The organism is Tenacibaculum sp. nBUS_03 (genome assembly GCF_051201695.1).
Lineage (GTDB): Bacteria > Bacteroidota > Bacteroidia > Flavobacteriales > Flavobacteriaceae > Polaribacter.
The window spans coordinates 420,568-438,682 of sequence record NZ_CP179214.1; the positions used below are offsets into that span (position 1 = coordinate 420,568).

The window sequence follows — 18,115 nt, forward strand, 5'->3', positions numbered from 1 at the left end:
TAAATATATGGAGTTTAACAAAATTATATCTGTAACTGGAAAACCGGGTTTATTTGAAATTTTATCACAAACCAAAACTGGCGTAATTGTAAAATCAATTACTGACGGTAAACGTTTTCCTATTACAGCCACTCATAACGTAAGTTTATTAGAAAACATTGCGATTTACACTTATGAAGAAGAAGTTCCTTTAGCTAAGGTTATAAAAAACATAGCAGATAAAGAAGACGGGAAAGAAACAATTTCACATAAAGAAAGTTCTAATAAATTGGTTGCTTATTTTAGTGAAGTTTTACCAAACTTTGATGAAGAACGTGTATATGCTTCAAACATTAAAAAAGTAATTCAATGGTATAATTCCTTAGTTAAAGCTGGATTTGATTTTAATTCTTTGACTGAAAAAGAAGCAGTTTCTGAAGAAGAAGAATAAACCATGAATACTCGAAAAAATCAATTAGAAGCTTTTAATCGTTTGTTAGATATTATGGATGAACTTCGAGAGAAGTGCCCTTGGGATAAGAAACAAACCTTGGAAAGTTTACGTCATTTAACTATTGAAGAAACCTATGAGTTGGCTGATGCTATTTTAGATGATGATTTAGAAGAGATAAAAAAAGAATTAGGCGATGTGCTTTTGCACATCGTTTTTTATGCTAAAATAGGAAGTGAAAAAAAAGCATTTGACATTGCTGATGTTGCAAACTCAATTTGTGATAAATTAATCAATAGACATCCTCATATTTATGGTGATATTGATGTTAAAAATGATGAAGAAGTAAAACAAAATTGGGAAAAAATTAAACTTAAAGAAGGGAAAGAATCAGTACTAGAAGGAGTACCTAAAAGTTTACCCGCACTTATAAAAGCAAATAGAATTCAAGACAAAGTTGCTGGAGTTGGTTTTGACTGGGAAGAACCACATCAAGTATGGGAAAAGGTTCAAGAAGAACTATCTGAGCTTAACGAAGAAATTAAAAATAAAAACCAAGAAAAAACTGAAAAAGAATTTGGTGATGTATTATTTTCAATGATAAATTATGCTCGTTTTATTGGTGTTAATCCCGAAAATGCTCTTGAAAAGACTAATAAAAAATTCATTAATAGATTTCAATTTTTGGAAGAATCAGCAAAAAAAGATGGTAAAAAACTATCAGATATGAGTTTAACTGAAATGGATGTATACTGGGAAAAATCAAAAACATTATTTAAGTAATCCTTTCGTTTACTTTGTTTTTTTCCAAAAGTATTACTAAAATTAATATTTATTACTCACCTAATTTATTATAGCATTCCTGATATCACGTGTTTTGTAACGTATTAATTTTCTGTAAGCTACCAATTCTGGAAATTGATAAAAGAAATTTATTTTCTTTTGAGCAATTGTTTTAGGATTCTTTACTTTATTCTTAAGAACAAAATAAGTCCAGCTCTCAACAATATCTTCTTCAGGACTTTCAGCTGCATAATCAGTAACAAAGTCTGCAAGGTTATCAAAATACAAGCCATTTAACTTTTCCACACAACTTTCTTCTGTAAAACAATGTCTTTCCTTGATCACATCCCATTTTTCTAACAACCTACCTTTCCAAAATAAAGAAACAAACCTATTTAAATAGCTATTTTTATAAGCTTCACCTTCTAAGGTAAGGTACAACCCTCCTTCATCTTGAAGTATTTTATTGGTTGGTTTTATTTGCGTGTTGTTAAGAGTTAATAGATGCCCAAATTCATGAATCAATGTATAAACTGATTCTTGTAATCTTCTTTTATTTTTTGATTTAAAGTTTACATCTAAAGGATCAATAACCAATTGCCATTTATCATTTTTAGAAGATAAAGCTCCTAGAGCTCCAGTTTTTTCATCTATACCATCAGAAATAAGCACCAGTTTTTTTATGTATTTTTTTGTTATTTCTTTCGGGAAAATCTCATAAAAAGTATGCCAATAATGAGCTGCTAAATTATCATTTTTTGAATCATTTTTTATAAATCTACCATTCCTTATATCCCATGTACCTATGTTTTCATCATCTGAAGAATAATGAAAAAAAGAAAAAGCAATAAAAAAAGTAACAACTATAAACTTCATAATTTTAAAAAATTTCTAGTGCTTTGTTGTATGCACTTTCAAAACTCATTGGTTTAATGTTAGTAATAATTTTATTTGAGGTGAAATATGACAATAATTTCTCTGTTGGCATATTACCTGTTAAATCATCTTTAGCCATAGGACAACCTCCATATCCCTTAATTGCTCCATCAAAACGTTTACATCCAGCATTGTAAGCACTGTCAACTTTTTCAAACCAGGTGTCTGGAGTTGTATGCAAATGCGCCCCAAATTCAATTTCAGGATATTCAGGAATTAGATTAGAAAACAGATATTCAATTACTTGAGGGGTTGAACTTCCTATTGTGTCAGATAAAGATAACACTTTAACGCCTAAATTACAAAGTTTTTCTGTCCATTCTCCAACAATATCAACATTCCAAGGGTCACCATAAGGATTCCCAAATCCCATAGATAAATACGCTACCACTTCTTTGTTAGTTCTTGTAGCTATCGACAAAACCTCTTTTAATGTATCTATAGATTGTTCTATTGTTTTATGAGTGTTACGCATTTGGAAATTTTCAGAAATTGAAAAAGGATACCCTAAATAGTCAATTTCTTCAAAACATGAAGCATCATTAGCTCCTCGGACATTAGCTACTATTGCTAAGAGTTTACTTTTTGTATCAGTTAAGTTTAATTTTGATAAAACATCTGCTGTATCACGCATCTGAGGTATCGCTTTAGGAGAAACAAAACTACCAAAATCAATGGTATCAAAACCTACTTTAAGCAAAGAGTTTATATATTTAGCCTTAGAATCTGTAGAAATAAAATGGCTCTTAATTCCTTGCATTGCATCTCTAGGGCATTCTATAATTTTAACTCTATCATTCATCGCGCCAAATATACATATTTTCATTAGTTTATTATTTCATAATTTAATATAATAATTTTATGATTGAAAAAAACAATTTATAATCTCTTTTCTTACATTTATAAGTGTATAAACTTTTTATAAAAAAAGTGTCACAACTTAAAAATTAAATTGTCATTAGAACAGATAATATTCATTGGAATTAAAAAAATCACATATCAACCAACTAATCGAACGCTGTAAAAAGAACGATAATAATGCTCAAATGCAAGTATACAAAGCATACTATAAAGCAATGTATAATTCGGCATTTCGCATATTAAAAGATGAATTTGAAGCTGAAGACCTAATGCAAGAAGCTTTTCTTACTGCATTTACAAAACTAAACACTTATAAAGGTGAAGTAGCTTTTGGTGCTTGGCTAAAAAGAATTGTGATAAATAAAAGCTTAACACAATTAAAAAAAAACAATCGCTATGATGAAGTAAAAATGGATGTAATTTCTAATTACGAAGTAGAAGATGACACAATAAATTACAGTGATTTAGACATAAAAGAAGTATTAAAAGTTTTACAAAATTTAAAAGATAATTATCGTTTAACACTTACCTTAAATTTAATTGAAGGATATGATTATGAAGAAATAGCTCAAATTTTAAATTACACCAATGAAAATGTTAGAACAACTATATCTAGAGCTAAGAAAAAATTAAAACAAGTTTTACTTGATAACAATGTAAAAACAAAAATATATGGTAGATAATTTACTTGACTTTTTTTTAAAGAATTATTTTGATGTTTATGAACCACGCTCAGGACATTTTGATCGATTTAAACAAAAATTAGAACTACTGCTTTTTTAAGGGAATGCTGTATTAATAAACCAAAAAGGAAATAAAATTTTATGACGAATAAATTACATACATTTTTTCATAATAATGATTTTGACATTTATGAACCTAACTTAGGCCATCTTGATAGGTTTCAAGATAAATTGAGGCCAAAAAGAAAAAAGACTTTGACTTCTTGGAAATGGATAAGCATTGCTGCCTCTGTTATATTAATTTTAGGTCTCTATCTAGGTAATATCCAAAACACAAAATCACAATATAGCTTAGTTGGAATATCTCCTAAAATGACCGAAGCCGAAATTTTTTTTGTTTCAACAATTAAACAAGAGTTAAAAGAAGTTGAAAAACATAGAAGTATTGAAACTGAAACTTTAATTGAAGATGCTTTAGATAAATTTGAGGAGTTAGAGGATAAATTTAAAACATTCTCTAAAGAATTACTTAAAAATGAAAATAAAAGATACATTATTCGAAAAATGATCAACAATTACCAACAAAGATTAAATATTCTTAATGAATTACTTACTCAATTAGAGCATCAAAAAAACACAAAATTTGAAATTAAATATGATGAAATTATATAAAACACTTTTAATCCTTATTAGCTTAACTCCTACCCTATTATTTTCAAATACTGTTAATGATAATAACAGTAAAAAACATGAAAAAAGTAAGACCATAAAAAAATACTTTTCTGTAAATAGAAATGCTACTTTATATATCAATAATAAATATGGCAATATTAATGTAACCACATGGAACAAAAATAGTGTACAAATTGATATTAAAATTACAGTTAAAGGTAATACTTTAGATAAAGTAGAAAATAAACTAAATGCTATTAAAGTTGATTTTGAAGCTTCTAAAGATCTAGTAGAAGCAAGAACAAGAATTGAGAAAACTAAATCTAGCTGGTCATCATGGTGGAAAAGCAATAATATTAATTTTAAAATTAATTATTATATAAAAATGCCTGTAACAAATAATGCAGATTTTAATAATAAGTATGGAAATATTGAAATAGATACCCTTGAAGGGAAAACAAATATTAATTGTGATTATGGTAATATTGATATTGATAAACTAACCAATAATGATAACACCATAAATTTAGACTATTGTGATGCATCTGATATTAATTTCATAAAAGCGGGTAATATTTCAATTGATTATTCAACGCTAAGAATTAATAATTCTAAAAAAATAAAAATTAATGCAGATTATTCTACTGTTAGAGTTCAAAATTCCAATACTATGAAGTTTAATACTGATTACGGTAGCGTTGTTGTTAATAATATTGAAAACATGTATGGAAATTCCGACTACACAGATGTAAAAATCGGCACTTTAAAAAAGAACCTCGATATTAATGCTGATTATGGAAGTGTTAAAGTTCAAAATGTTGCCAATGGATTTGAAAAAATTTCTATTGACGGTAGTTATGCGTCTATAAAACTTGGAACAAGTAGTACTAATGATTTTAAATTTATAATGAATTTAGGATATGCCAGTTTTAACTATCCTAGTAATAAAGTAGAAATGTTTAAAAGCATTAAAAAATCATCTAGTAAATACTACGAAGGTATATTCGGCAATACTAATAGTAACTCTTTAATAAGCATAAAATCTGATTACGGAGGAGTATCAATAAAAATAAATGACTAAATAATTACACAAATCATTAAAATGAAAAAAACAACATTATTATTAATCGCAATTAGTATCACTTTAACATCTCAGGCTCAAAGCTGGTGGAGTTCTAAAAAAATAAAAGGTAATGGTAACGTAACTACAGAAACAAGAAAAGTAAAAAATTTTGAAAGAGTAAATGTAAATGGGTCTTTTGATGTTAAACTTGTTGAAGGTAATGAAGGTAGAATATCTATTGAAGGAGAAGAAAACATTATTCCTTACATTGAAACTATTGTAAAAAACAATAAATTAAATTTAAAATTTAAAAAGAACATTAACATAAGAACTACACGAAAACTGGTTATTACAGTATCTTTTGAAAGTATTGAAGGGGTTTCTTTATCTGGATCAGGTGATGTTACAGTACATAATAAAATTAAAGAAGATGCTGTTTCATTTAGCATTGCTGGATCAGGAAATATTAAAGCTATTGTTAATGCCAATACAGTAAAAACTTCTATTGGGGGTTCAGGTGATATTAAATTAAAAGGGAAAACGAATAATTTAAAGTGCTCTATTGCAGGTTCTGGTGATGTAAAAGCATACGACTTAAAAGCATCAAATTTAAAAGCTAGTATAGCTGGTTCTGGAAATGTACAAACATCTGTTTCTAAAAAAATAAAAGCTAATGTAGTTGGATCTGGTAATATTTATTATAAAGGTAAACCAAAACAAATAGATACTAATTCTTTGGGTTCTGGAGACGTTATTAGTAGAAACTGACAAAACATTAATAATTAAACACTTAAAAGCTTGCAAAGCTATAAAACATAATTTTATAGCTTTGCAAGCTTTTTCAGTTGTATAAGAAAATTATAAATTAGTTCTCTTCAATTATAATGAATTCATCACACGATAAACCATCAGATGAAACACCACTAACCTTAATTTCTCCACTTTGAAAATTATTTCCTAATTGTATAGTAACAATACTTTTATCATTCCCTGATAAAAATTTAATATCTCCAGAAATTATTTCCCATTTCACCATTGGATTTGATAGATTGGTAAGGTATTTATAAACTATTGGAGTATTAATATTCAATGTTGAATTTCTTTGAAAACAACAAATTGTACCTGTAAAATTAGGATCAGTTAATCTTGGATCATTATCTAAACAAAGCCCTGGTACGTTATCTTTCAAACTGATTAGCATAGATTCGTCTTCTTTACACGAAAAAAATAATAATAGAGCTAAAAAAATTACTGCCTTAATGTTTTTCATATTAGTTTCATATTTAGTTTATATACTTTTCTATATAGTCTTAAAATAAAAAAAAGGTTGCGTATTAAAATTGACTACAGTAACTCAAAAAACTTTATTATAGTTATAGTATTTAATTAAAATACTAGTTACCCAAGATATTAAATACAGAAAGAAATTATAAAGCAGCTTACTATTTATATTGTTTAGTTATAATAATCATATTGTCACGATAAGTAAAATGATTTTAATAGCTCATAAAACCTAATTTTCACAAAAAATCATAGATCTGTTTATTTCTTAAAATTAATTTGCTTGACTAGGAACGTTTTCTACTTTTGAGCTTTTAAATACTTTAAAAATGAACAGAAAAGAATTATTAAAGCTTGCAGACACGTATGGTTGTCCGCTATATGTTTATGATACAGACGTAATAATTAATCAATACAAAAAGATTACGAATGCATTTTCTAAAGTCAAAAATGTAAAGATAAATTATGCGACTAAAGCGCTATCTAATATTAACATATTAAAAGTTTTTAATTCTTTAAAAAGTGGATTAGATACAGTTTCAATACAAGAAGTAAAATTAGGTTTACTGGCTGGTTTCGAACCTAAAGATATTATATACACCCCTAATGGCGTTTCATTACAAGAAATAGAAAAAGTAGCGAAATTAGGTGTACAAATTAATATTGATAACTTATCAATATTAGAACTTTTTGGACAAAAGCATCCTGAAATTCCAGTTTGTATAAGAATAAACCCACACGTTATGGCCGGTGGTAACAGTAAAATATCTGTTGGTCATATTGATTCTAAATTTGGTATTTCAATACATCAAGTACCACATATTAAAAGAGTTGTTGAAAATACAGGAATGCATATCAATGGTATTCATATGCATACTGGATCAGATATTTTAGATATTGATACATTTTTAAGAGCTACAGAAATTTTATTTGATGTCGCTAAGCAATTTAAAAATATCGATTTTATTGATTTTGGAAGTGGTTTTAAAGTTCCTTACAAAAAAGATGATATCTCAACAAATATTGATGAACTAGGTAAAAAACTTTCTACAAGATTTAATGAGTTTTGTAAAAATTATGGAAAAGATGTAACCTTAATGTTTGAACCTGGCAAATTTTTAGTAAGTGAATCCGGATATTTTCTTGCTAAAGTAAATGTAATAAAACAAACAACTTCAACCGTGTTTGCTGGTATTGATAGTGGTTTAAATCATCTTATTAGACCAATGTTTTATAACTCTTACCATCATATTGAAAATATATCAAATCCAAAAGGAAGAGAGCGATTTTATAGTATAGTTGGATATATATGTGAAAACGATACTTTTGGTTCAAATAGGCGAATTTCTGAAATAGCTGAAGATGATATATTATGCTTCCATAATGCAGGCGCGTATTGTTTTTCAATGGCTTCAAATTATAATTCAAGATATAGGCCAGCTGAAGTAATGCTTTACAAAGGAAAAGATTATTTAATTAGAAAAAGAGAAACTTTTGAAGACATAATAAAGAATCAAGAACAAGTATTAATTAAATAATAATAAAACTCCAATATTTTCTAAAAATATTGGAGTTTTTTAAAACAATCCTTTCATCGAATTATATTAGAATTGCTTAGAAATCACGAATAAATTCCCCTTTATATTTACTCGTTTTACAAAAATACTATAAAATAAGAAAAAATATTACAGGAAAAACACTATTTTTTCTTTTGCAAAAAAAATCCGCTACAAGAGCGGATTTTAATATAATTAGTTTAGAAATCTATTACTTTTCAGCAACAACTTCAAATACTATATCAGCTACAACTGCTCTATGTAAACGAACAGCTGCATTATATTTACCTAATCTTTTTACATTACCTCCAGTTACTTTGATATACTTTTTCTCTATCTCTGTTCCTGCTTTAGCCAATGCATTAGCAACGTCAGCATTATTTACAGATCCAAATAATTTGTCTCCAGTACCAACTTTAGATGCTATTTTAAGTTCATATCCTTTGATAGTGTCTGCTAATTTAGTAGCATCTTCTATTAATTTAGCTTCTTTAAAAGCACGTTGCTTTAAATTTTCTGCTAATACTTTTTTAGCTGAAGAAGTAGCTAAAACTGCATATCCTTGAGGTATTAGGCAGTTACGTCCATAACCATTCTTAACGGTTACAACATCGTCTTTAAAACCTAAGTTTTCTACGTCTTGTTTTAATATCAATTCCATGTTTCTACTTCTTTATTATTTTAACATATCACCAACGTATGGCATTAAAGCTAAGTGACGAGCTCTTTTGATAGCCTGTGCAACTTTACGTTGATATTTTAATGATGTTCCTGTTAAACGTCTTGGTAAAATTTTACCTTGTTCGTTTACTAAATACATTAAGAAGCTAGCATCTTTATAATCGATGTATTTAATATCATTTTTCTTAAAACGACAGTATTTTGCTTCTTTTTTAGTTTCAATATCAAGCGGAGTTAAGTAACGTACTTCTCCTTGCTTGTTTCCTTTTGCTTGTTGATCTATAGACGACATAGGTTACTTTTTTGATGATTTAACACGTTCTTTTCTCTTTTCAGCCCAAGCCGCAGCATGCTTATCTAATTTTACAGTTAAATAACGCATAATGCTATCATCACGTCTAAATTCTAATTCAAACGGAGTAATAGTATCTCCTGTTGCTTTAAACTCAATTAAGTGGTAAAATCCACTTTTCTTTTTTTCAATTGGATACGCTAATTTCTTTAAGCCCCAATTTTCTTTGTAAATCACCTCTGCACCCTTTGAAGTTAAATAATCTTCAAATTTCTGCACTGTTTCCTTTATCTGACCTTCAGATAAAACGGGATTCAAAATGAAAACAGTTTCGTAATGGTTCATAATTAAAATTTTTATTTTAAGGGTGCAAATATATAAAAAATACATTATATGTGTGTTAACTATCTTCTATATTTTTTTATTTGTTTTTAAGTAAGTTTGTAAGCCTTCTAAAAGTTATTAAATTATGTTAATACCTAAATTACCTAATATTATTCATTTCGCAATCCCTTTTTTTGTTATTACTGTAATTATTGAAGTTATTTTAACTGTAAAAGTAAAAATGGAAAATTATGAATATAAAGACTCATTAACTTCTATAACCATGGGATTAGGTAATGTTCTTATTGATTTATTTACCAAAGGAGTTAAATTAACTTTCTTTTTATTTGTATATGAATATCGTTTTTTTACAATTCCTTTTATTTGGTGGTCGTGGTTACTATTATTATTTGCAGAAGATTTAATCTATTACTGGAATCATAGAATTGCACATGAAAGCAGGTTGTTTTGGGCTAGCCATGTGGTTCATCATTCGTCTAAAAAATATAATTTATCAACAGCATTACGACAAACTTGGTCTGGTAGTTTTTATACTTTTATTTTTTGGACTCCCCTAGCCCTTATAGGATTTCACCCAGTAATGATTTTAATGCAAATGAGTATAAGTCTTTTATATCAATATTGGATCCATACTGAATTAATTTCCAGACTTCCAAATTGGTTTGAGGCAATTTTCAATACACCAAGTCATCATAGGGTTCATCATGCTACAAATCCACAGTATTTAGATAGAAATCATGCAGGTATCTTTATCATATGGGATAAACTATTTGGCACATTTGAACCAGAATTAGAAAAACCTACTTACGGCTTAGTTAGTAACATCAACACTTATAACCCCTTTAAAATTGCTTTTCATGAATGGGCTACAATGTTATCAGATTTTTTATTTTCAAAAACATCATTTATAAACAAACTAAAATATTTAATTAAACCTCCAGGATGGAAACATGATGGCAGTGGTAAATTATCTACTGACTTAAGAAAAGAATGGAGCTCAAATAAAAAAGGTAAACTAAATTAATAGTTTACCTTTTTTTTGTATTTCTTGCTACTTATTGATTTCCTAAAATAATAGGCATTCCGCTTTTGCCAGAACCAATGATAACTACTTTGCTATTTGGTGATTCTGATAGCTTCATTGTAGCTTCAATACCCTTGTCTCGTAGAATTTTATCCGTTAAAGAAGCACTTAAAATCTTATTTGCATCTGCCTTTCCTTTTGCTTCAATTATCTGCTTTTCAGCCTCTTTTTGAGCTGTTACTAGCCTAAACTCATATTCTAAAGACTCCTGTTCTTGCTTTAACTTACGTTCTATTGCTGATTTAATAGTAACCGGTAATGTAACATCTCTAACTAATACTTCATTTAATTGGATATGTTGCTTGTCTAAGATCTTTTTTGTTTCAACAAATATTTCTTCTTGAATTACATCTCTTTTACTAGAGTACAATTGTTCAGGCGTATAACGACCTACAACACTCCTTGCCGCAGAACGAATAGCAGGCTGAATAACTCTTGAAATATAATTTTCTCCTTTTTCTTTATGCAATAATCCTAAATTTTCTGACTGTGGTTGAAACCATGCAGAAGCTTCTAATTGGATTTCTAATCCATTAGAAGATAAAACTTGCATTTTTTCAAAAATTTCTTGTTGACGTACCTCATAAACGAAAACCTTATTCCATGGAGCAACAATATGAAAACCCTCACCTAATGAAGGTTCATCTGTTACTACACCACCTCCAAAAGTTTTATACAAAACTCCTGCTTGCCCAGATTTTATAGTCTCTGTTGATTTAGAAAAAGCTATAATTGTTATTACAGCTAATAAAACTACCATAAAACCTCCTTTAGGAAACTTTACATCTAATTGTCTATTATTGTTCATTGTTTTTTTATTTCAAATGTACAATTAAATTAACTAATTACAATTTAGATATTCACATTCTTCAGTCAGATACTCAAATTCAATTGTTATATGTTCTAAGTGGTATTGATCATGTAATTCTTTTTTCAAAAACTGTTTTATAGGAGCTAATTCTTTTAAGTTACTGTTATTTTTCAAAACAATATGGATTGTAAAAACAGTATAATCACCGTCCATAGTCCAAAGGTGAAGATCATGAACATCTTTCACTAAAGCGTTTTTTAATATTTTATTTTTAATGGCTTCTATTGAAATATTTTCAGGAGAACCTTGAAGAAGTATAGTTAAACTTTCTTTAATGTTCTTGTAAACATTAAAAAGAATATAAAATGAAATTAATAATGATAAAATTGGGTCTAAAACTGGAAAATTCCAAAATTGCATTATTATACTTGCAATAAAGACAGCTACCCAACCTAAAACATCTTCTAATAGATGTAAATAGACCACTTTTTCATTAATAGTCGTTCCCTTTTTTAACTTTAAAACTGCTGCCCCATTCACAAATATCCCCAATAGAGCCAACCACATCATTCCTATTGCATCAGAATTTTGGGGATTCATAATTCTTGGTATGGCTTCTATAATTATAAAAATTGAGCCTACAATTAACACTATTGAATTTATAATAGCTCCTAATAAAGATAATCTTTTAAAACCATATGTATATTTTTCAGTTGGTTTTTTGCTTGACTTTTTCTCAAAATACCAAGCTAACCCTAAACTTAAACTATCGCCTAAATCGTGAAGAGCATCAGACATTATAGCTAAACTATTAGTAAAAAAACCTCCAATAAATTCAATGATAGTAAAAGCTATATTTAAAAAGAAAGCTGTTGCTAAATTCTCTGAAGAATTATTATGACTATGATTATGTCCCATTTTAATACTTTATTTAAAAGACAATTAATTTACAAAAAAGATGCATCGCTAATAAATAAAATGTGATTACATTTCTGTAACCACATCATTATCTTTTTAATGAGCGTGCCCGTCCATATTTCCAGACATTTGCATAAGTTTTCCTTTTAAAAAGTGTGCTCCTGATGTCACTAAACTTACATTAAAATTATTATTTTCTATTTCTTTTATTTCTAAAAAGCCTTTATCTGAATTTCCTATTGTAACTTTAGTAGCTATATAATCACTTTCATTTTTAGTAATAAAAATAAAATTCTCTCCTTCTTTTTCTATAACGGCTCTTTCAGGAATTGCATATACTTCGTTGCCTTCCAGTAAAACTTCTGCATTAATGTACATACCTGACTTTAACCTTCCTTCAGGGTCTTCGAAATGACCGTGAACATTTACTGTTTTAGTTTTATCATCAACCTTTTGACTTATCAATTTAATATAGCCTTTATATTCTATATCTAAACCTGATGGCTTAAATATAAAATCACTTCCTTTTTTTATTCTAGCTATATCAGAGCCGAAAACATTTAATTCTGCATGAATATGTTCATTATCAATCACTTCAATCATTTCAGAATTTGCCATTAAAAACTTACCTTTATTTATATTATTTTCAACAACAAATCCTGTAATAGGAGATTTAACATATACGTATTGTTGAATTCCTGATGTTCTTATATCAGTTGGACTTAAACCTGCCATCTTCAATTGAGAAGCATAACTACTTACTAAACTTTGTAATGATTTATATTTTCCTTCTGAGGCCTGAAAAGATTTTTTTGATGTTATATCTTTTTCTAACAACATTTTTTTTCTTTCATAATCAGCTTTAGCTACATTACAATTATTTATTGCTTCTAAGTACGAGTATTGAAGTTTTATAAAATTAGGATGTTCCAAAATTGCCACAGTCTGCCCTTTAAGTATTTTATCTCCTGGCAATACATCAGTACTGAAAACAAATGCTTCCATGGGGGCATAAATTGTGGCTTTATTTTGTGGTGGAGCCTCAATTGTTCCAGTTACTGCTATTTTACTCCTTATCATTTTTTTACTAAGTCGCTCTATCGTCAAGTCTACATTTTGAATTTGTTCTTTTGTTAAGTGAAGTTTATTTTCTTCATGCTTTTCCTCTTTTGAAATAAAAGATTGTTTTTTATGTTTATCTTTTGAATGATCATGCCCTGAGTGATCTTCTTTTTTTGAGTTACAACTTACAATTATTATAAAAAGTAGTGGTACTATATATTTTTTCATTATGTTATTCTTTGCTATAAAATTCATACGCTATTACTGTTTGATTGTAATTATTGATGAGTGATAAGTAATTTTGCATTACTTGAAAATATGCTGTAAAGCTTTGACTGTATTGAAAAGCATCAATTTCACCAGCCTTATAAGCTATTTGTAGTTTTTCAATAAACCTTTCAGCTACAAGAACCGTTTTATTAATTCCTTTTAACTCTTTATTTAAATAGAGTATTTGATTTTGTAAACTCTCAAAGTTGTTTTTAATAGCAATAAACTTTGATTGATTTTCAAAAACAACCTCTTCTTTATTTATTTTTTGTTGTTTTATTTTTGAATTATTAGACCAAAATGAGATGGGAATATTTACACCAATATTAAAACCAGTATAACTAATATTATTGCCTATTTTCCTACTAACTATACCTCCAGTTAATTCGGGAAAATAAGCAGCTTTTGCTAAAGAAACTTGTTTAGCCTCTCTTTCATTTTGTTTATTTAACATCTCCTTAAATGTGCTAGAGACAACTCCATCTTTTTTTTCTATTATTTTCTTTTTAGGGAAATTTTCAATAGGCTTAATAACATCGTTAATCTGAAGTATTTCTTTTAATTGGTTTTCTACTTCAAATAACTTCTTATACATTTTATTTTTTTGAGATTTTACTCCTAAAAACTGTAATGCTGTTAAATCATTTTCTAAACCCCCAATTTCTCCTGCATTATGTAGTTCTTTTGCTATAGAATTAATTTGACTACTATTTTGTTGTTGTTTATTCATCAAAACATTGAGTCCATACAAATAATTCCATTCTTGATACAAACTTTTTACCTTTCTAATTGTTTCTCTTTTAGAAATCTTGTTAGATATATCCATTAGCTCAATAGTTTTTTTTGCTAATTCTCGTTTTTTAAGATGTAATAATACAGATCCAAAATTCTGATTTACTGACCACTCTTTTTCATTAACACCTGAAGAGACACCAACATCTTGGTATCTAATACTCATAGGCTTTAATGTTATTGCATCAGAAATACTAGCTTTACTTTTATCTATATTTAATTGCGCTTTTTTAAGTGCTACTGATGTAGTCAATGCTATTCTTACAGCATCATCTTCAGATAATTTTATGTTTGCTACCTGAGCGTTGGATACAGAACAATAAAAAAATATTGGTAAGGTAATAACTAATACAGAAGGTTTTAGTTTTTTAATTTTGATGGTTTCAAACAACAGATATAATACTGGTAAAATCAACAATGTTAAAAATGTAGCAGATATTAAACCACCAATAACGACAGTAGCTAATGGTTTTTGAACTTCAGCTCCAGCAGATGATGATAAAGCCATTGGAAAGAAACCTAAGGAAGCCACAGCTGCCGTCATTATCACTGGTCTTAAACGTACAGAAGTACCTTTTTTAATTATTTCATATAAATTGGTAACCCCTTGTTTTTTTAGTCTATTAAATTCAGCAATTAACACAATTCCATTTAAAACAGCGACACCGAATAATGCTATAAAACCTACCCCCGCTGAAATAGAAAAAGGCATTCCTCTTAGCCATAATGCTAATACTCCTCCTATAGCTGACATTGGAATTGCTGAGAAAATCAAAATACTTTGTTTGATAGAGTTAAAAGTAATATATAGTAATATGAATATTAATAATAATGCTACTGGAACAGCCAATGATAATCGTTCTCTGGCTTCTTCAAGATTTTTAAACGTTCCTCCATAAGTAATGTAATACCCAGCATCAAAATTTATACGTTCATTTATTTTCTTTTTTAATTCTTTAACAATACTTTCAACATCTCTGTCTCTTACATTAAAACCTACTGTGATTCGTCGCTTAGCATCATCTCTTTGAATCTGATTAGGTCCAGTTTTAAAACTAACATCAGCAACATTTGAAAGTGGTATTTGTAAACCAGTAGCAGTAGAAATATATAAATTGCGAATATCTTCTATACTCTCTCTTTTATTTTTTGCCAAACGAACTACTAAATCGAAAGATTTTTCTCCTTCATAAACAGAACCTGCTCTTTGGCCAGCAAAAGCAGTATTAATAGCTGTATTTACATCAGATATATTTAAACCATAATATGCTAATTGATTCCGTTTATAATTAACTACAATTTGTTTTAATCCTGTTATTTTTTCTATATATAAATCTTCAGCTCCATTTACATCAGGTATAATTGAGCTTAACTCATTAGCATATTTAGCAAGTTTATCTAAATTTTCTCCATAAATTTTTAATACTACATCTTGCCGTGCACCTGTCATTAACTCATTAAAACGCATTTGTATTGGTTGTTGAAAACCATAAGAAACGCCTAACATACTATCTTCTAATAATCTTTGTATTTTATAAGTCAATTGATTTTTAGAATGTGCTTTTCTCCAATACTTTTTATCTTTTAAAATAATAATCATATCAGTAGCTTCTATAGGCATTGGATCTGTAGGGATTTCAGAAGAACCTATTCTACTTACAATCTGTTCAATTTCATTTGGAAACTCTTTTAGCAACAATTTTGAAGATTTATTTGAAACATCAATTGAGTATGATAAAGAACTACCTGTTGACACTACGGTTTGTACTGCAAGATCTCCCTCATCTAAAGAAGGAATAAATTCAGCGCCCATTTTAGTAAACATAAATACACTTACTATAAAAGTTAATAAAGCACCAGTAACAACTTTTAATTTATTTCTTAATGCAAAATTTAACAAAGGATCATATGCTTTTTGTATCCGATCTATTAACTTATCAGACAAAGTAGACTTATTGCTTAGCTTTTTCTTTAAAAATAATGCACTCATCATAGGCACATAAGTTAATGACAATATAAATGCACCTAAAATTGCAAAACTGACTGTTATGGCCATTGGTCTAAACATTTTACCTTCAATCCCCACTAAAGCTAAAATTGGTAAATAAACGATAAGAATAATTATTTCTCCAAATGCTGCACTTTTCCTTATTTTCGATGCCGAATTATAAACCTCTTCATCCATTTGTTTTTGAGTTAATACCGTGTCTGTTTTTTTTAGTCCTAAATAATGTAAAGTTGCCTCGACAATAATAACTGAACCATCAACTATTATCCCAAAATCTATAGCCCCTAAACTCATTAAATTCCCTGAAACACCAAACATATTCATTAAACTAATGGCAAATAACATTGCTATAGGAATTACAGAAGCAACAATTAACCCCGCTCTCAAGTTTCCAAGTAATAGTACCAATATAAATATTACAATTAAAGCCCCTTCTATTAAATTAGTTGTTACAGTGCTTATTGCTTTATTAACTAATTTAGTTCTATCTAAAAAAGGCTCAATTATAACTCCTTTAGGTAAATTTTTCTCTATTTGTTCAATACGCTTTTTAACCGTCTTAATAACTTTTGATGCATTAGCACCTTTTAGCATCATAACTATTCCACCTACCACTTCTCCTTCTCCATTTCTAGTCATAGCTCCATATCTAACTGCACAACCTAATTGAACTGTTCCTATATTTTTAATTAAAATTGGGGTACCATTTTTTGTGTTTTTTATAACAATATTTCTAATATCGTCAGGAGTTTTAATTAACCCTTCACTTCTTATAAAATAAGCTTTTGGGTTTTTATCTATATAAGCTCCACCAGTATTTTGATTATTATTTTCTAAAGCTTTAAATACTTCGTCTATACTAACCTCTAAAGTTTGAAGTTTTTCAGGGTTTAAAGCTACTTCGTATTGCTTTAATGCTCCTCCAAAACTACTTACATCCGCAATCCCTTCAATTCCTAACAATTGACGACGAACAATCCAGTCTTGAATAGTTCGAAGTTCCATAATTGAATACCCTTTTTGATTTTTTTTATCTACCTTCAAAGTATATTGGTAAACTTCTCCTAAACCTGTAGTTAAAGGAGCCATTTGTGGATTTCCAACACCGTTTGGAATCTGCCTTTTCGCTTCAACTAAGCGTTCATTTATTTGCTGTCTTGCCCAATAAATATCTATGTTGTCTTTAAACACAATAGTTACAACACTAAGTCCGAATCGAGAAAAAGAACGTACTTCTTCTATGTTAGGAATACTTGACATAGTCATTTCTATAGGAAATGTTACTAATCGTTCAATATCTTGAGCTGATTGTGATGGTGCTGAAGTTATTATTTGAACCTGATTATTTGTAATATCTGGTACAGCATCAATAGGTAACTGTTTAAAAGAGTACGCTCCCCAACCTATTAATGCTAATACTAGTACACCAATAATCAATTTATTTTTTATTGAAAATTTAATGATGTTATCTAACATTATCAATGATTTTAATTTATTATTTATTCATTGTATATGTTTATTATATACAATTAATTTACGCACCATAACAAATTTATGATGTGTACATGGTTTTTAATAAGTAATAAA

General features: G+C 28.3%; 18 protein-coding genes. 8 read left to right on the forward strand and 10 right to left on the reverse strand.

The window, feature by feature from the left end; all coding sequences use genetic code 11:
* The first annotated feature begins 7 nt into the window (after positions 1-7).
* Together ACMFBB_RS01900 and mazG are read left to right on the forward strand one after the other, a co-directional pair.
* Positions 8-430, forward strand: a complete 423-nt coding sequence (locus tag ACMFBB_RS01900) for a DUF5606 family protein (protein WP_435262781.1) — start codon at positions 8-10, stop codon at positions 428-430.
* Positions 431-433: 3 nt separating this feature from the next.
* The gene (gene mazG, locus ACMFBB_RS01905; RefSeq protein ID WP_435262782.1) at positions 434-1,213 is read left to right on the forward strand and encodes a nucleoside triphosphate pyrophosphohydrolase; all 780 of its coding nucleotides are present in this window, start codon (positions 434-436) and stop codon (positions 1,211-1,213) included.
* Positions 1,214-1,273: 60 nt separating this feature from the next.
* Here mazG and ACMFBB_RS01910 read toward each other — a convergent pair whose 3' ends face one another.
* Both ACMFBB_RS01910 and ACMFBB_RS01915 read right to left on the reverse strand, forming a co-directional pair.
* Positions 1,274-2,089: a hypothetical protein gene (locus ACMFBB_RS01910; RefSeq protein ID WP_435262783.1), complete on the reverse strand. Its 816-nt coding sequence runs from the start codon at positions 2,087-2,089 to the stop codon at positions 1,274-1,276.
* 4 nt (positions 2,090-2,093) lie between these two features.
* Positions 2,094-2,951, reverse strand: a complete 858-nt coding sequence (locus tag ACMFBB_RS01915; protein ID WP_435264259.1) for a hydroxymethylglutaryl-CoA lyase — start codon at positions 2,949-2,951, stop codon at positions 2,094-2,096.
* A 175-nt stretch (positions 2,952-3,126) separates the two neighbouring features.
* On the opposite strand from ACMFBB_RS01915, the gene ACMFBB_RS01920 reads away from it, so the two are divergent.
* The 4 genes from ACMFBB_RS01920 (at position 3,127) to ACMFBB_RS01935 (ending at position 6,196) form a co-directional block, all read left to right on the forward strand.
* Entirely contained in the window at positions 3,127-3,693 is a 567-nt protein-coding gene (locus ACMFBB_RS01920) for an RNA polymerase sigma factor (RefSeq protein ID WP_435262784.1), read from the forward strand.
* 141 nt (positions 3,694-3,834) lie between these two features.
* Positions 3,835-4,365, forward strand: a complete 531-nt coding sequence (locus ACMFBB_RS01925; protein WP_435262785.1) for a hypothetical protein — start codon at positions 3,835-3,837, stop codon at positions 4,363-4,365.
* Entirely contained in the window at positions 4,349-5,446 is a 1,098-nt protein-coding gene (locus tag ACMFBB_RS01930) for a hypothetical protein (protein ID WP_435262786.1), read from the forward strand. The genes ACMFBB_RS01925 and ACMFBB_RS01930 overlap by 17 nt, the downstream gene beginning before the upstream one ends.
* 21 nt (positions 5,447-5,467) lie before the next feature.
* Positions 5,468-6,196 (forward strand): head GIN domain-containing protein, encoded by a 729-nt coding sequence (locus ACMFBB_RS01935; RefSeq protein ID WP_435262787.1) that lies wholly within the window; start codon positions 5,468-5,470, stop codon positions 6,194-6,196.
* Between the two features lie 97 nt (positions 6,197-6,293).
* On the opposite strand, the gene ACMFBB_RS01940 is transcribed toward ACMFBB_RS01935, so the two are convergent.
* Entirely contained in the window at positions 6,294-6,698 is a 405-nt protein-coding gene (locus ACMFBB_RS01940) for a hypothetical protein (protein WP_435262788.1), read from the reverse strand.
* Between the two features lie 340 nt (positions 6,699-7,038).
* On the opposite strand from ACMFBB_RS01940, the gene lysA reads away from it, so the two are divergent.
* Entirely contained in the window at positions 7,039-8,247 is a 1,209-nt protein-coding gene (lysA, locus tag ACMFBB_RS01945; protein WP_435262789.1) for a diaminopimelate decarboxylase, read from the forward strand.
* A 229-nt stretch (positions 8,248-8,476) separates the two neighbouring features.
* Here the strand turns inward: lysA and rplI are convergent, their stop codons facing one another.
* From rplI to rpsF, 3 genes are read right to left on the reverse strand one after another with little or no spacing between them, the layout of a single operon-like run.
* Positions 8,477-8,926, reverse strand: a complete 450-nt coding sequence (gene rplI / locus ACMFBB_RS01950; RefSeq protein ID WP_435262790.1) for a 50S ribosomal protein L9 — start codon at positions 8,924-8,926, stop codon at positions 8,477-8,479.
* Positions 8,927-8,941: 15 nt separating this feature from the next.
* A complete protein-coding gene (rpsR, locus tag ACMFBB_RS01955) occupies positions 8,942-9,238 on the reverse strand; it encodes a 30S ribosomal protein S18 (RefSeq protein WP_093871011.1) in 297 nt (98 codons plus the stop codon).
* A gap of 3 nt (positions 9,239-9,241) precedes the next feature.
* On the reverse strand, positions 9,242-9,583 hold the full coding sequence (rpsF, locus tag ACMFBB_RS01960; protein ID WP_435262791.1) for a 30S ribosomal protein S6: 342 nt from the start codon (positions 9,581-9,583) through the stop codon (positions 9,242-9,244).
* 124 nt (positions 9,584-9,707) lie between these two features.
* On the opposite strand from rpsF, the gene ACMFBB_RS01965 reads away from it, so the two are divergent.
* Complete coding sequence (locus tag ACMFBB_RS01965; protein WP_435262792.1) at positions 9,708-10,607, forward strand: sterol desaturase family protein; 900 nt, start codon at positions 9,708-9,710, stop codon at positions 10,605-10,607.
* A gap of 31 nt (positions 10,608-10,638) precedes the next feature.
* Here ACMFBB_RS01965 and ACMFBB_RS01970 read toward each other — a convergent pair whose 3' ends face one another.
* From ACMFBB_RS01970 to ACMFBB_RS01985, 4 genes are all read right to left on the reverse strand, one after another.
* Positions 10,639-11,427 (reverse strand): prohibitin family protein, encoded by a 789-nt coding sequence (locus ACMFBB_RS01970; RefSeq protein WP_435264260.1) that lies wholly within the window; start codon positions 11,425-11,427, stop codon positions 10,639-10,641.
* 81 nt (positions 11,428-11,508) lie between these two features.
* Entirely contained in the window at positions 11,509-12,396 is an 888-nt protein-coding gene (locus ACMFBB_RS01975; protein WP_435262793.1) for a cation diffusion facilitator family transporter, read from the reverse strand.
* 96 nt (positions 12,397-12,492) lie between these two features.
* Positions 12,493-13,686, reverse strand: a complete 1,194-nt coding sequence (locus ACMFBB_RS01980) for an efflux RND transporter periplasmic adaptor subunit (protein ID WP_435262794.1) — start codon at positions 13,684-13,686, stop codon at positions 12,493-12,495.
* 4 nt (positions 13,687-13,690) lie between these two features.
* Entirely contained in the window at positions 13,691-18,004 is a 4,314-nt protein-coding gene (locus ACMFBB_RS01985) for a CusA/CzcA family heavy metal efflux RND transporter (protein WP_435262795.1), read from the reverse strand.
* Between the last annotated feature and the right edge of the window lie 111 nt (positions 18,005-18,115).